The organism is Mycetohabitans sp. B3, from assembly GCF_021498065.1.
Taxonomy (GTDB): domain Bacteria; phylum Pseudomonadota; class Gammaproteobacteria; order Burkholderiales; family Burkholderiaceae; genus Mycetohabitans.
In genome coordinates this window covers 150,005-163,308 of the sequence record NZ_JAHLKN010000020.1, presented here as the reverse complement: position 1 = coordinate 163,308, position 13,304 = coordinate 150,005, and the positions used below count along the sequence as shown (strand labels likewise).

Sequence of the window (13,304 nt, the reverse complement as noted above, 5' to 3'; positions counted from 1 at the left end):
TTCCCGTACAGCCATGGCGCCGGCAACGGTGCCGCACGGTGAGCCCTGCTTCACGATTGCGTATCGCCTCCCACGAGATGGAACACGATATCGACGCCACGCACAGTTCGCTCGAAATCATCCGCGGCATAGTCGATAACCGTCGATGCACCCAGATTTGACGTATTCAAGGTTGCGTGCCAATGCCATATTAACGACTCCCGCCCCGGCAATCTTCGCGACTTGCACAGCGGCACCGCCCACGCCGCCCACCGCGCCGTGGATCACGATTTTCTGTCCGGCGCGCAGATTGCCGTGGTCATGCAGTGCCTGCCACGCGGTCAGGACCATAGTGAGAATACCGCCTGCTTCAAGCACGTTGCGTCCATGCATGATGACCGTTCCTGCCGCGTCTACGCCCGGGGTAACAGGCAACGGCAGGGGAATGAACGCCTTCATCATGCCCGTGGCTATCCTTTAGTCGACCGAGTTGACTGCGGTGCTAGCCATGTCGATCAGCACCTCCATCGTCGGCAAGCGGCTCTTCAACGCCCTGCAGCACGAGCGATTCGGGACCGCCGTAGGCTGCAACACGGATAGCTTTCACGAGCTTTTCCATAGATGATCAATACCGCTGCTCAGTCAAGGCCGACAATGGCAGCGTCGAGCGCCTTCGCGGCCTGTATCGGATCAAAATATTCGCGCAGATGCACGATCTTGCCTGCTCGCGCATCCAAAAATACCACGTACTCCTGCTGATACACTCGGCCGGTCGGTTTGATCAATCCCTCGGCGCATACCTGCGCAACTGCGTGCTGGGGGTTCGCCCCAGCGACAATACGCAGATCAAAGAAACGAAAATCAGCGACCGCGCCAACGAACCAGAAGGCGTGGCTAAAAACCTCTTCCCGGCCGTTAAGCCGGGTTGGATGTCCGATACCAGCTGCGTAGGGCAATTCCCACACTATGTCGTCGGCAAACAGCTTCTGCCACCCAGCATGGTCGTCAACAAGCAAATGGAGGTGCTGCTGTAGCAATTCAGCGGCGGTGCTCATGGTATTTCCTGGGTCAAAAGTTGATTAAATCTCGAAGCTGCCGATGGTCATGCCCCCACCCACTACGAGCATGTGGCGGGCTATCGCTTCGATGTGGCCATACGAAGAATAATAGAGGATCGGAACCTTAGCCATTGCAACTCTTTGAGTAGTAGCGCGTTCCTGAAAAAGGTCTCCGGACATTGCGAGATTCTTGAGGAAATGGAACATCGGCTTCCGATCGCCCATCGACTAATCGGCAACCGCGCACTCGAGTTTTGAGATGCATTGCTTGGTCGATGGGATATCCACACATCAAGACTTTAGGTTTGATTCCTCCTACCGGGGCAGCGCCCGTCGCCGGGCACTGCCAGGCCGCGCTGCTTGCGCAGATGCGCAAGCGCGTGCCGTAGAACGGTTAGCGATGCAAACAGTTGACATCGAAGTGCTGTCGCGCCTCGCAAAATCTTTCCTGCCTTGTTCATCACCATTCTCCAGACATAAGTTATACGAAATAACATTCAAGCAACCATGAAATGGAGCTTTAGGCCTATCGTTACTTGAGCGCCACGCTCATTCCACCATCTGCCATCACGACTGCGCCGACGATATAGCTGGCTTTGTCGGACGCCAGAAAGGCGATCACTTCGGCAATTTCGCGCGGCTGCGCCGCGCGTCTGATCGGCGCATTCTTGCCATGCTCGGCGAGGAATGCGGGACCATTCTTGTGGATGTGGTTCGTGATATTCGTTACCGCGTCGCCGGACCCTACCGCATTGACGCGAATGCCATGATCGATCGCCTCAAGCGACATGGCACGCGTCAACTGGGCTAGCGCGCCTTTGGACACTGCGTATGCAGCGATAAGCGGGAACGCCTGGTAGCAAGCGTATGAACCCACGTTGACGATGACGCCTGTGCGCGCCGGCATCATCGCGCGCATGGCCTCACGCGAGAACAGGAATGCGCCCGTGGCATTCACGGCCTGCACGCGATTCCAGTCCTCGAGCGTCATGTCAACGACTAGTTTGTTGATGATGATCGCGGCGTTGTTGACTAGAATGTCGAGCTTACCAAACTGCTGCATTGCGGTAGCCACCGCGCGTACCGCACTTTCCTCGTGCGCGACGTCGGCAATGAGCGGGATGATTCCCGGCCTGGTCAACGCTTGGACATCGGCGCACCGGTCAACGGCGATCACGCTGGCGCCTTGAGCATGCAGCAGTTCCGTGGTGGCGAGCCCAATGCCGCTGGCGGCGCCGGTGACGATAGCGATCTTGCCGTCGAAAGACTGCATGGCGGAAGTTTGTGAAGTCATGAGAATGCTCCTGAGGGGATAAAAATTTCAATAGGGGCTTGCGGTCGGGCGCACCACGATCTCGCTGACGTCAACGTCAGCCGGCTGCTCAATCGCATAGGCCACGGCACGCGCTATCGCGTCGGGTGTCAGCGCGATGCGTCATGCTGTGTGCCCCATTTCATAAGCTGTGGAGGTTCGCTTGATGAAGAAGCCGTGTGCCCTTTCCATGAACGGACGAGGTAGCGGTTGCGGCGTCTTCCGGCACCTAAGCTGAACCGTGCAGCCGATGACCCATCTTAAAAACCGCGGGCGCGAGCGCGAATACACGTGACGATGACGGTATTGCCTATTCCTATCAAAATAGAGGCGTGCCCATCGATTAGAGCGGTTACAATTTTCTTCGCCTCAGCCGCCAGGAAAGACCCTCGTGACAGCTACCGACGATCCGATTTCCGTAAAGATGGTGAACCTGCTCGAGCGGCTGGCGCCGAACGAGGGATACACGCAGTCCGCCCTGGAAAGCGTGCGGTTCATGCGCTCTAACCGGCCGTTAGGGCGCACGCCCGTGTTATATGAGCCGAGTATTGTGATCGTCTGCCAGGGCCGCAAGCTGGGGTTCCTTGGCGATCAAGTCTATGTTTACGATGCACAGCACTACCTTGTCTTGTCGGTGCCATTGCCGTTCTCCACGGAAACTGAGGCGAGCGAGTCGGAACCAATGCTGGCCGTATCGCTGCGGCTCGACTTGACCGAGTTGGCCGACCTCATTCTGATGATCGATCAGTCAGGTTGCCATCAGCAAGAAGCGCCGCTTGGAATCTTATCGACGCCGTTGGACGGCGATTTGGCCGATGCCACCTTCCGCCTGCTTCGGGCATTGACGTCACCCCTTGATGCACAGGTATTAGGGCCCACGATCGTTCGTGAAATTGGCTATCGGGTGCTGGTCGGGCAGCAAGGCGGAGCGCTGAGGGCAGCACTCGCCCATCAGGGGCGATTTGGAAGAGTGGTGAAGGCGCTGCGCCGGATCCACGCCGACTATGCCCAGCCATTGGATGTCAGCTCTCTCGCAAACGAAGCCGGGATGAGCGTGCCAGCTTTTCATGCCAACTTTCGCGCCGTCACGCTCACCTCGCCGATCCAATATATCAAATCGACACGTTTGCATCAGGCTCGGCTGATGATGATCCGCGACGGCTTGACGGCTGCGTCCGCGTCGGCGCGCGTGGGCTACGAGAGCCCATCTCAGTTCAGTCGGGAGTTCAAGCGGTTTTTTGGGCGATCGCCCGTCGAGGAAGCGCGGGATATGCGCGCTTCGTTCGCCCTGTCACCTGCAACTCAACTCGACGTTTTCGCAGCGCCTAATTGACGGGAACGCCTATTGACGGACCAGGGCGCGAACAAAGGTCGATGGCATCTTGATAAATCGGTCTGGAGGTACCTCAAGCGCTCCCACGCTGGAACCGGACAATCTTGCCAATTCGGCCTGTTGACGGGTGTTTATTTTGAGCTAGCATTGTGACATTTGCGAATCCTTTGCTAGCGGCAGCAGTGGGTCGCTAGCGCGCATCGATCCACTCTGATATCTGGACCGACTATGCTCATTTCCTCCCTTCACACTAGAGCGTGGTCAGAGGCAAAGAAGGGCTTTATCCTGCTGCCGCGCCGATGGGTCGTCGAGCGCAGTCTCGGATGGCTCAATCGCTTTCGAAGACTCGCTCGCGACGACGAGCGTTTGCCTGAAACGCTCGTCGGCTTGCATTTCGCCGTCTTTGCTTTGCTATGTTCATGCGCGTTCATGCCGCGCCCATCTTGCAAAGTGCATAACACACTTTAGGAAATCACGGTGTCAGGTATTCACTGGATTGACTGGTAATCCCAAGGGTTGATAACAGTAAGCCCGGCCGCCTCGAAGGGACTGGTATCGCGTGTTGCTACGATAAATCCTTTGGAGACCGCAATAGCACCAATATATCCGTCTGGCGTCGGAAAACCCTTTCCGGCCGTACGGGCCTTCACCGCCAGCTCGGCATAGTGGCGAGCCGCTTCGGTATCGAATGTCAACACGCGCTCGCCAAACAGCTCGAGCAAGCCGTCCAAGGCTACGCCCGGGCCCTTCTTGCGCCTCCCGTCCGGAAGCACACCGGTGCCAAACAGCAACTCGGCCAACGTCACACTGGAAAGGTAAAGGGTTTCCGCCACCTGCTCATTCAACCAGGCCCGCACGGCCGGATCGGGTTCGGGTTTCATCGCCTCGGAGACGACATTCGTGTCCAAGACGATCATTCAAACCCCACCGGCTCCGCCGGCATCTTGTCGCGTACCTGGTCTAACAGTGCGAAATCATCGTTCGTTAACCCCACGCGGCGGCCAAGCTCCGCCAGCGCGTCGCCCATGCGGACACGCTTTTCCGACTTCACCGCATTTTCAAGAATCTCGCGGACCTCCGCCTCTGTGCTGCGGCCATGCACGGCGGCCCGCAGGCGCAGAGCGCGGTGCACCTCGTCGGGCACATTCCGCACCGTCAGGATGGCCATAGTCAAAACCTTTAATTTGCTTTCATTGACTGCAATTATGTTCTAATGACTGCAACTTGCAAGCATCAACACAACCGGCCTTTTTGACCTTGGGGTTTTACCTTCTTGGCCTCAGCCCAGCTTGCAACTTGGCCCGCCGGCGCTCCTCATAGCAGTCAGCCGGCGCTGCTGGTGTCTAGGCGGGCCGCGCGGCCTCTCCTCCGCCGATGCTTAGAATGTCGAGCTAGCTGAGCGTGCAAAGGCCGTTCCAGCGCTGTGGCGACGGTGTCTGACTAACTGTCGCGCCCCCTGGCCGCTTCACATTGGGCATGCCTGTCACCTCGGTGGCGATCCGCGCCAGCCGCTCCCACTCCATCGCCGGATCGGCAAAAGTGACAGAAAACTCGGAATCGACAGCCGAGCGAATGATCTGCGCGCTAAAATCGGCCGTGCCATTGACCGTGAAGCGGTCACCGTAGCGTGACACGGCAGGCGCAAGGCGGCTTGCAAGCCATCAAACGAGGCCCAGCGCGACAGCTGCGGGCAATCGCCGTCATTGCGCACGGCGCTGTCGCCGGCCCGGTAGATGAAGGTGACCCTCTTCGTGGTGTTGTCCACCACCGACGCATAACCGGACAGGGTTTGCCCTTCAGCCTAAAGGGTTGTTGCCCGTCCCCTTGTGGCTACCTGGTATTAGGCGCCAAGCATGGCATCAGAAACAACCCGTGCCATCGACTACGCCATAAAAAAATGGTGTTTAGCCATGTTCAAAATTACCAAGCCATGCCAGTCCGAAAACAAAAGCCCGCCGTTACGCGGGCTCAGGTGTGTTTCGGCGCTATAGCTACCAGTCGGTGCCAGACGTCACATCACTCCCACTCAATCGTCGCCGGCGGCTTACCCGAAATATCGTACACCACACGATTGATGCCCTGCACCTCATTAATGATGCGATTCGACACACGCCCAAGCAATTCATGCGGCAAATGTGCCCAATGCGCGGTCATGAAATCGTGCGTCTGCACCGCGCGCAACGCGACGACATAGTCATACGTGCGGCCATCGCCCATCACGCCGACGCTGCGCACCGGCAGAAAGACTGCAAACGCTTGGCTGGTCAACTCATACCACGACTTGCCGCTATCCGGATCCATCGTCGTGCGCAACGTTTCGATAAAGATCGCATCGGCTTTGCGCAGCAGATCGGCGAACTCGCGTTTGACCTCGCCCAGGATCCGCACGCCCAGCCCCGGCCCGGGGAAGGGATGCCGATACACCATCGACGGCGGCAAGCCGAGCTTGACGCCAAGCTCACGCACCTCGTCTTTGAACAACTCGCGCAGCGGCTCGAGCAGTTTCAGATTCAGCGTCTCCGGTAATCCACCCACGTTGTGGTGGCTCTTGATCGTGTGTGCGCCCTTCTTGCCTTTGCCCGCCGATTCGATCACATCCGGATAGATCGTGCCTTGCGCAAGCCATTTCGCGTCGGTCAGCTTGCGGGCCTCGTTCTGGAACACCTCGACGAATTCCGCACCGATGATCTTGCGCTTGTGCTCCGGATCCGTCACGCCGGCCAGCTTGTTCATGAATGCGTCGCTGGCGTCGACGTGAATCACCTTTACCCCGAGGTGCCGTCCGAACGTCTCCATGACTTGCTCTGCTTCGTTGAGCCGCAGCAAGCCGTGGTCGACGAATACGCACGTCAACTGATCGCCGATCGCGCGGTGTAGCAATGCCGCCGCAACCGATGAATCCACGCCGCCAGACAATCCGAGAATCACCCGCTCATTACCGACCTGCGCACGGATCTGCTCTACCGCCTCGGCGATGTAGTGCCCCATTTCCCAATCCGGCTTCGCGCCGCACAACTCGAGCACGAACCGGTTCAACATGTCGCGGCCCTTGAGCGTATGCGTGACTTCCGGATGCCACTGCAATCCGTAGAACCGGCGATCCTCATCGGCCATCGCCGCAATCGGACATGATTCGGTCGACGCCATGAGCTTGAAGCCGGGCGGCATCTCGATCACCTTGTCACCGTGGCTCATCCAGACCTTCAGCATGCCATGGCCTTCCGGTGTCGTAAAATCCTCGATCGCCTCCAGCAGCTTCGTATGGTTGCGCGCACGTACCTCAGCGTAGCCGAACTCGCGCACGTGACCGAGTTCGACCTTGCCGCCGAGTTGCAACGCCATCGCCTGCATGCCGTAACAAATGCCCAATACTGGCACGCCTAGATCAAACACAGCCTGCGGCACGCGGGGCGCATCCGTGTCGGTGACCGAATTTGGACCACCGGACAAAATCACCCCTTTTGGCTTGAATTCGTGCACGAATGCGTCATCAACATCGTAGGGATGAACCTCGGAGTAGACATGCGCCTCGCGCACACGGCGCGCGATCAACTGTGTGACCTGGGAGCCAAAGTCGAGGATCAGGATCTTGTCATGCATGGCAATGGGTGAATCTCAATAGAGTGAAAATGGAACGAGCTGCGCTGTGCGCGGAGCCGACGATAGCACGGCGCGCAATATAGCGGGAGGCACGTTCCAGTCGGTTATCGGGGCACCGTTTAGCCGCAATTCGAGGCGCCGTTCAGCCGCGATCTGTATCATTGTCGCCGGGCACGAGCGGCTCACGACGTTCGTCGGCGCTGGGACTACCCGCGGGTATCGACGCGGTGGGTGGCGATGCGTTGGGTGCCGATGCACTGGGTCGCGTCGTCGCCGGCGCCGCCGGCGTCCGGTCAGCTGATTTCGCTGGACTGGTCGGCACGTCTGCGGCCTGCGCCGGTGTCATCGTCGCCGTCGCGGCGGCACGTTTGCGCGCACGCTCCGCGGAGGCTGCGCCCTGCGCGGCCGCCCGGTCGCGCCGCCGTACCGAGGCGGCCAGCCGGACGTTGATCAGCCCATACAGCAGCAACGCAACACCTACCAGTGGTCCGATCCAAAGACCGAGGCCGGCCAGCGACGGTGAACGCACCGCGACCAGCCAGACGAGCATCAGCACGCCACAGACCCACAGCGCGTGGCCACTAGCGCCGGCAACCGGCGCGGTCAGCGCGCCATGAATCGCTGCGCGCAATTGCAATCCGGCCAGCGCTAACAGCACGATGCCGAATAACTGTCCCACCATCGCTGGCGACACTTGCACCAACTGCAGTGTGTCGTACAGCAACCGCCACGGAGTCGCGAACATCAACAGACCGAATGCCGCCGTCACCAGCGCATCAACGATCAGTACCGCGCGCAACAGGGCTTTCATGCGTTCGCTCACTCGACGTGGTAGTTCGGCGCTTCCTTCGTGATCTGCACGTCATGCACGTGCGATTCGCGCACACCGGCCGCCGTGATTTCGACGAACGCGGCTTTCTCGTGCAATTCCTCGATCGTGCGGCAACCACAGTAGCCCATGCTCGCGCGCACCCCACCAACCAATTGGAACAGGATCGCGTTGACACCACCCTTGTACGCGACGCGGCCTTCAATCCCTTCCGGCACCAGCTTGTCGACGTTGGCCGAATTGTCTTCCTGAAAGTAGCGGTCTGCCGCGCCATCTTTCATGGCGCCAACCGAACCCATGCCACGATACGATTTGTATTGGCGTCCCTGGAACAGGAACACATCGCCAGGCGATTCCTCGGTGCCGGCCAGCATGCTGCCCATCATCACCGCGTCGGCGCCCGCGGCCAACGCCTTCGATACATCCCCGGAATAGCGCACGCCACCGTCGGCGATCACTGGCACGCCGCTGCCCCGCAGCGCGTCAGCCACGTTCGCAATCGCGGTGATCTGTGGCACGCCGACGCCCGCGACGATCCTCGTGGTGCAGATCGAACCCGGGCCGATGCCAACCTTTACGCCGTCGGCACCGTGCTCGACCAGCGCCCTGGCCGCTTCAGCAGTCGCAATGTTGCCGCCGATCACATCGATATGCGGAAAATGCTGCTTGACCCAGCGCACCCGTTCTAGCACGCCCTGACTGTGCCCGTGCGCAGTGTCAACGACGATCACATCGACACCCGCCGCCGCCAGCGCCTCGACGCGCGCCACGTTCTCCGGACCGACGCCGACAGCAGCACCAACCCGCAGCTTGCCGTGCTCGTCCTTGCAGGCGTCCGGGTGCTCGGTCGCCTTCGTGATGTCCTTGACCGTCATCAATCCGCGCAACTCAAACGCCTCGTTGACGACCAGCACACGCTCCAGGCGGTGGCGGTGCATGAGCGCCTTGGCTTGCGCAAGCGACGTTCCTTCGCTGACAGTGACCAGCCGCTCGCGCGGCGTCATGATCGCGCGCACCGGCTCGTCCAGTCGCTCCTCGAAGCGCAGGTCGCGGTTCGTCACGATGCCGATAAGTTTCGCGCCGTCGACGACCGGGAAGCCGGAAATGCCATGCTGGCGCGACAGCGCAATCACGTCATGCACCTTCATATCGGGCGGCACGGTGATCGGATCTCGCAACACGCCGGACTCGAACCGCTTGACTTTCGCAACTTCACGCGCCTGTTCGGCCGGTGTCAGGTTCTTGTGCACGATGCCGATTCCGCCCTGCTGCGCCATTGCAATTGCAAGCCGTCCTTCGGTCACCGTGTCCATCGCCGCGGAAATCAGCGGCATGTTCAGGGAGATATTGCGAGTCACGCGGGTTTTGAGACTGGTGTCACGCGGCAGTACGTTCGAGTACGCCGGCACGAGGAGCACGTCATCGAATGTGAGTGCTTTTTGGATCAGACGCATGGCAAATCCTATAGGCGCAAAATCGGATTATACCGATAGTTTCCTGGATTTTCATTGTCCGAACAGCCAGTTACGCACGCGTCCCCTTTTTTAAGCCCGAGCCGCCGTGCGCATCGCGCCGACTGGAGGATTTGGCAAGTGGGCCAAACGGCGCCGCATGTTATGCTGCGCGCCTTCAGTGTTTGCCCACGCCCGCCGCTTCGCTCGCACACTACCGGGATGCGACACGAAAAACGGCGCAGCCGCATATGCAGCATAGAAGACGGGCGCACGCAACCGGGGCGCGGCGCAGCCAACGATGACAGGGGGCCAGCAATGCAACGTGGGGTGATGTACGGCCTGCTAGCGGGCGCGATGTGGGGCTTCGTATTTCTCGGCCCGAGCCTGTTGCCGGACTTCTCGCCGTTGCTGCTGGCCGCCGGACGCTATCTATTGTACGGCCTGGTGTCGGTCGCGGTCGCGCTGCCCAACGCGCGCCGGCTGCTGTCCAAGCTCACGCGCGCGGATCTCATGGCGCTCATCTGGCTCGCGCTTACAGGCAACGTTGTCTATTACATCCTGGTCGCCGCAGCGGTACAACTGGTCGGCGTTGCGCCATCGTCGCTGATCGTTGGCGTGCTGCCGTTGACTGTCACACTGGCCGGACGCACCGATCACGATGCAGTTCCACTGCGGCGGCTTGCGCTTGCACTGCTGATGATCACCGCCGGCATCGCCTGCATCAACATCGACGTCTTCACCGCACCAGCCGCCACGCACGGCACGATCGCGAGCCGGATCGCCGGTGTGTTGTGCGCCGCGGGCGCCCTGGCGGCGTGGACCTGGTTTGCCGTCGCCAATGCGCGCTATCTGCGCAAGGCAGGACATTTCGACAGCAACGAATGGTCGATTGCCTCGGGCCTTATCACCGGCATGCTCGGCGCGCTGCTATGGGCCGGGCTGCTGCTGGGGCCGAGTAGCGCAGTCGGGAAGCCGGCGCTCGATGCCGGGCGCTGGCAACTATTCTGGGCGCTTAACCTAGCCATCGCCATCGGCTGTTCATGGTGGGGCAATGCATTGTGGAACGCTGCGGCAAAACGCCTGCCCTTGACACTGTCGGGCCAGTTGATTGTGTTCGAGACGCTGTTCGCGCTCGTGTACGGATTCATCTACGCGCAGCGCTGGCCGCGCGCGCTCGAATGGGGCGCGATCATGCTGCTGGTTGCGGGCGTGAGCTGGTCAGTCCGCCAGCACGCGCGTCAGCCGTCGCGCCCGGGCTAGTCGCGGCATGCGATCGAAGAGAACGCGCCAGTCTCGGCGCACTAACGTGTCGACCGCCGCTGACGAGGACGCATCAAACGCGACGCGCTTCAGCGCGCGTCTTTTGCGCGCCATTTGCGTCCTTCGAGCGAGCCGCTGTGGCGAGCCTTATCGACGCGGCGCTGCCGTGCAAGCTTCGGATCGACGGTCAACGGCCGATAGATCTCGACGCGATCACCATTCTCGAGTGCCGAGTCCAGCGCGCGGATGCATCCGAACACACCAACGCGCTGCTGAGCCAGGTCGATCTGCGGATGCATCGTGACGATCCCGCTAGCATCGATGGCTTCACGCAGCGTCGCGCCGGGCGGCAACCGCACATCGACGAGCGTCTGGGTGTCAGGGAGCGCATAACACACTTGCACCTCGAGCATGGCGCCGCCATCGCCGCCCGGCAGCCGCGGATCAACGCTTGCCATAGCGTTCTCCGGCCCGCTTGACGAACGATTCGACGAACGTGTTTGCGATGTGATTGAACACCGGTCCGATCAATTTCTCCAAAATGATGCTGGAGAACTCATAGTGCAACGCGAACTCGACCTTGCACGCATCGTCTCGCAGCGGGATGAAATTCCAATAGCCAGTGAACCGCTTGAAAGGCCCTTCGGTGAACTCCATATCGATCCGTTCCGGGCGGCGTTGCGTGTTATGCGTAGCGAAATGCTGATGAATCCCCTTGAAGCGGATGTCGATCCGTGCTTCCATGCTTGTTTCGTCCTGGTGACGGATCTCGACGCCGCCGCACCAAGGCAGAAAGTTCGGGTAGTCGGCGACGTCAGTCACGAGGTCGAACATGCGTTCGGCGGAATAACGAATCAACACAGTTTTCTGGACGTCTGCCATAAAAGGGCACCGAGGAGGCGCGTGGTGCCACGTGCGTCGCGGCGAGCCCAGGGCACGCGCGGACGCAACGCGGCCTTCGGCGCCGGGTCGCTTTGCTAAAATCGTAATTTTATCCGAGTTGGTCAAACCCATTCATGAGCATCATCGACAACAAGAAAGCATTCTTCGACTACTTCATCGAGGAACGCTACGAGGCGGGGCTCGTGCTGGAAGGCTGGGAGGTTAAAGCGCTGCGCGCCGGGCGCGGCCAGATTAAGGAAGGCTACGTCGTGATTCGCAACGGCGAACTGTTCCTGATTGGCACGCACATCAGCCCGTTGCAGACCGCCTCGACGCACGTGCACGCGGATCCGGTCCGCACGCGCAAGTTGCTGCTCAACGCCGATGAGATCCGTAAGCTAATCGGCAAGGTCGAGCAGCGCGGCTATACGCTGGTGCCACTGAACTTCCACTACAAGAATGGGCGGGTGAAATGTGAAATCGGCCTAGCCCGTGGCAAGAAATTGCATGACAAACGCGAGACCGAAAAAAAGCGCGACTGGCAACGCGAGAAGGCACAGCTGCTGAAAAACACGACGCGCTAGCGGCGTGCGCCGCGACGCCGCCCGCCCCCGCGTGTGACACCCTGACGGCACGTGCGCCTGACGGCTTGTCCGACACCTCGCTTCGGTTACACGTCACGCTTGGCTTTCACGATGCTCAGCGCGGACGCGATCATTGTGCTCATATCAGCCAGATTGGCCGGGACAATCAGTGTATTGCCTTGCTTGGCCAGGTTGCCAAATGCACTGACATACTGTTCGGCAACTTTCAGGTTCACCGCGTCCATGCCGCCACGTGACTGAATGGCGTCGGCGATTTTCTGGATCGCCTGCGCATTGGCCTCGGCCACCGCGAGAATGGCGGCAGCCTGTCCCTGGGCTTGGTTGATCGCGGCCTGTTTCTCTCCTTCGGATTGCTGGATCGCCGCCTCGCGCGCGCCAGACGCCAAGTTGATCTGCTCCTGCTTGCGGCCTTCGGACGCTGCGATCAGCGCTCGCTTCTCGCGCTCGGCCGTAATCTGCGCCTGCATCGCACGCAGGATTTCATTGGGGGGCGTCAGATCCTTGATTTCGTAGCGCAGCACCTTCACGCCCCAGTTCGCTGCCGCATCGTCGAGCGCGGACACGATGCTGTGGTTGATCAAATCGCGTTCCTCGAACGTCTTGTCCAGTTCCATCTTGCCAATGACCGAGCGCAACGTCGTCTGCGCAAGCTGCGTGATCGCCATCACGTAGTTCGCCGAACCGTACGAGGCCTTCATCGGATCGGTAACCTGAAAGTACAGTACGCCATCGACCTGCAGTTGCGTGTTGTCGCGCGTGATGCAGACCTGCGACGGCACGTCGAGCGGGATCTCCTTCAGCGAATGCTTGTACGCGACGCGATCGACGAATGGCAGCACGATGTTCAGGCCCGGCGTCAGCGTCGCATGATAGCGGCCGAGCCTCTCGAGCACCCACGCATGCTGCTGAGGCGTGATCTTCACGCATTGCGTCGCGATCACCACCACGACAACGAACAAAACCAGTGCGACAATCGAAAGTTCCATGACGTA

The 13,304-nt window shown here is 60.2% G+C and carries 15 protein-coding genes and 2 pseudogenes; 4 read left to right on the top strand and 13 right to left on the bottom strand.

The window, feature by feature from the left end:
• Window positions 1-117 precede the first annotated feature (117 nt).
• From KQH55_RS05840 to KQH55_RS05825, 4 genes and pseudogenes are all read right to left on the bottom strand, one after another.
• On the bottom strand, window positions 118-441 hold the full coding sequence (locus KQH55_RS05840; RefSeq protein ID WP_235090372.1) for a hypothetical protein: 324 nt from the start codon (window positions 439-441) through the stop codon (window positions 118-120).
• Between the two features lie 176 nt (window positions 442-617).
• On the bottom strand, window positions 618-1,034 hold the full coding sequence (locus tag KQH55_RS05835) for a nuclear transport factor 2 family protein (RefSeq protein WP_235090371.1): 417 nt from the start codon (window positions 1,032-1,034) through the stop codon (window positions 618-620).
• Between the two features lie 535 nt (window positions 1,035-1,569).
• Window positions 1,570-2,331, bottom strand: coding sequence for an SDR family NAD(P)-dependent oxidoreductase (locus KQH55_RS05830; RefSeq protein WP_235090370.1), 762 nt, complete (start codon window positions 2,329-2,331; stop codon window positions 1,570-1,572).
• Between the two features lie 27 nt (window positions 2,332-2,358).
• Window positions 2,359-2,472: pseudogene (locus KQH55_RS05825) on the bottom strand (oxidoreductase); the annotation flags it as partial.
• A gap of 301 nt (window positions 2,473-2,773) precedes the next feature.
• Here KQH55_RS05825 and KQH55_RS05820 point away from each other — a divergent pair.
• On the top strand, window positions 2,774-3,682 hold the full coding sequence (locus tag KQH55_RS05820; protein WP_235090388.1) for an AraC family transcriptional regulator: 909 nt from the start codon (window positions 2,774-2,776) through the stop codon (window positions 3,680-3,682).
• A gap of 264 nt (window positions 3,683-3,946) precedes the next feature.
• Window positions 3,947-4,140 (top strand): annotated as a pseudogene (locus tag KQH55_RS05815) (transposase); the annotation flags it as partial.
• 30 nt (window positions 4,141-4,170) lie between these two features.
• On the opposite strand, the gene KQH55_RS05810 reads toward KQH55_RS05815, so the two are convergent.
• The 6 genes from KQH55_RS05810 to guaB all read right to left on the bottom strand — a co-directional run bounded on the left by KQH55_RS05810 (window position 4,171) and on the right by guaB (window position 9,565).
• On the bottom strand, window positions 4,171-4,599 hold the full coding sequence (locus tag KQH55_RS05810; RefSeq protein WP_235090369.1) for a type II toxin-antitoxin system VapC family toxin: 429 nt from the start codon (window positions 4,597-4,599) through the stop codon (window positions 4,171-4,173).
• Window positions 4,596-4,850, bottom strand: a complete 255-nt coding sequence (locus KQH55_RS05805) for a plasmid stabilization protein (RefSeq protein WP_235090368.1) — start codon at window positions 4,848-4,850, stop codon at window positions 4,596-4,598. The genes KQH55_RS05810 and KQH55_RS05805 overlap by 4 nt, the downstream gene beginning before the upstream one ends.
• Before the next feature lie 223 nt (window positions 4,851-5,073).
• The gene (locus KQH55_RS05800; protein WP_076795062.1) at window positions 5,074-5,316 is read right to left on the bottom strand and encodes an LPD7 domain-containing protein; all 243 of its coding nucleotides are present in this window, start codon (window positions 5,314-5,316) and stop codon (window positions 5,074-5,076) included.
• A 382-nt stretch (window positions 5,317-5,698) separates the two neighbouring features.
• Window positions 5,699-7,282 (bottom strand): glutamine-hydrolyzing GMP synthase, encoded by a 1,584-nt coding sequence (gene guaA / locus KQH55_RS05795; RefSeq protein ID WP_235090367.1) that lies wholly within the window; start codon window positions 7,280-7,282, stop codon window positions 5,699-5,701.
• A 142-nt stretch (window positions 7,283-7,424) separates the two neighbouring features.
• Window positions 7,425-8,093, bottom strand: coding sequence for a hypothetical protein (locus KQH55_RS05790; protein ID WP_235090366.1), 669 nt, complete (start codon window positions 8,091-8,093; stop codon window positions 7,425-7,427).
• An 8-nt stretch (window positions 8,094-8,101) separates the two neighbouring features.
• The gene (guaB, locus tag KQH55_RS05785; protein WP_235090365.1) at window positions 8,102-9,565 is read right to left on the bottom strand and encodes an IMP dehydrogenase; all 1,464 of its coding nucleotides are present in this window, start codon (window positions 9,563-9,565) and stop codon (window positions 8,102-8,104) included.
• Between the two features lie 315 nt (window positions 9,566-9,880).
• Between guaB and KQH55_RS05780 the strand changes: the two genes are divergently transcribed.
• Window positions 9,881-10,825, top strand: a complete 945-nt coding sequence (locus KQH55_RS05780; RefSeq protein WP_235090364.1) for a DMT family transporter — start codon at window positions 9,881-9,883, stop codon at window positions 10,823-10,825.
• A gap of 89 nt (window positions 10,826-10,914) precedes the next feature.
• On the opposite strand, the gene KQH55_RS05775 is transcribed toward KQH55_RS05780, so the two are convergent.
• Window positions 10,915-11,238: an RnfH family protein gene (locus tag KQH55_RS05775; protein WP_235090387.1), complete on the bottom strand. Its 324-nt coding sequence runs from the start codon at window positions 11,236-11,238 to the stop codon at window positions 10,915-10,917.
• A 31-nt stretch (window positions 11,239-11,269) separates the two neighbouring features.
• Window positions 11,270-11,707, bottom strand: coding sequence for a type II toxin-antitoxin system RatA family toxin (locus tag KQH55_RS05770; RefSeq protein WP_041753499.1), 438 nt, complete (start codon window positions 11,705-11,707; stop codon window positions 11,270-11,272).
• A gap of 134 nt (window positions 11,708-11,841) precedes the next feature.
• On the opposite strand from KQH55_RS05770, the gene smpB reads away from it, so the two are divergent.
• A complete protein-coding gene (smpB, locus tag KQH55_RS05765; RefSeq protein ID WP_013435278.1) occupies window positions 11,842-12,291 on the top strand; it encodes an SsrA-binding protein SmpB in 450 nt (149 codons plus the stop codon).
• An 86-nt stretch (window positions 12,292-12,377) separates the two neighbouring features.
• Here the strand turns inward: smpB and KQH55_RS05760 are convergent, their stop codons facing one another.
• Window positions 12,378-13,298: an SPFH domain-containing protein gene (locus KQH55_RS05760; RefSeq protein ID WP_076784915.1), complete on the bottom strand. Its 921-nt coding sequence runs from the start codon at window positions 13,296-13,298 to the stop codon at window positions 12,378-12,380.
• Window positions 13,299-13,304 lie beyond the last annotated feature (6 nt).

Coding starts and splice junctions, on each gene's coding strand:
- KQH55_RS05840 (WP_235090372.1), bottom strand. CDS start 441: ATGATGAAGGCGTTCATTCCCCTGCCGTTGCCTGTTACCCCGGGCGTA.
- KQH55_RS05835 (WP_235090371.1), bottom strand. CDS start 1,034: ATGAGCACCGCCGCTGAATTGCTACAGCAGCACCTCCATTTGCTTGTT.
- KQH55_RS05830 (WP_235090370.1), bottom strand. CDS start 2,331: ATGACTTCACAAACTTCCGCCATGCAGTCTTTCGACGGCAAGATCGCT.
- KQH55_RS05820 (WP_235090388.1), top strand. CDS start 2,774: ATGGTGAACCTGCTCGAGCGGCTGGCGCCGAACGAGGGATACACGCAG.
- KQH55_RS05810 (WP_235090369.1), bottom strand. CDS start 4,599: ATGATCGTCTTGGACACGAATGTCGTCTCCGAGGCGATGAAACCCGAA.
- KQH55_RS05805 (WP_235090368.1), bottom strand. CDS start 4,850: ATGGCCATCCTGACGGTGCGGAATGTGCCCGACGAGGTGCACCGCGCT.
- guaA (WP_235090367.1), bottom strand. CDS start 7,282: ATGCATGACAAGATCCTGATCCTCGACTTTGGCTCCCAGGTCACACAG.
- KQH55_RS05790 (WP_235090366.1), bottom strand. CDS start 8,093: ATGAAAGCCCTGTTGCGCGCGGTACTGATCGTTGATGCGCTGGTGACG.
- guaB (WP_235090365.1), bottom strand. CDS start 9,565: ATGCGTCTGATCCAAAAAGCACTCACATTCGATGACGTGCTCCTCGTG.
- KQH55_RS05780 (WP_235090364.1), top strand. CDS start 9,881: ATGCAACGTGGGGTGATGTACGGCCTGCTAGCGGGCGCGATGTGGGGC.
- KQH55_RS05775 (WP_235090387.1), bottom strand. CDS start 11,238: ATGCTCGAGGTGCAAGTGTGTTATGCGCTCCCTGACACCCAGACGCTC.
- KQH55_RS05770 (WP_041753499.1), bottom strand. CDS start 11,707: ATGGCAGACGTCCAGAAAACTGTGTTGATTCGTTATTCCGCCGAACGC.
- smpB (WP_013435278.1), top strand. CDS start 11,842: ATGAGCATCATCGACAACAAGAAAGCATTCTTCGACTACTTCATCGAG.
- KQH55_RS05760 (WP_076784915.1), bottom strand. CDS start 13,298: ATGGAACTTTCGATTGTCGCACTGGTTTTGTTCGTTGTCGTGGTGGTG.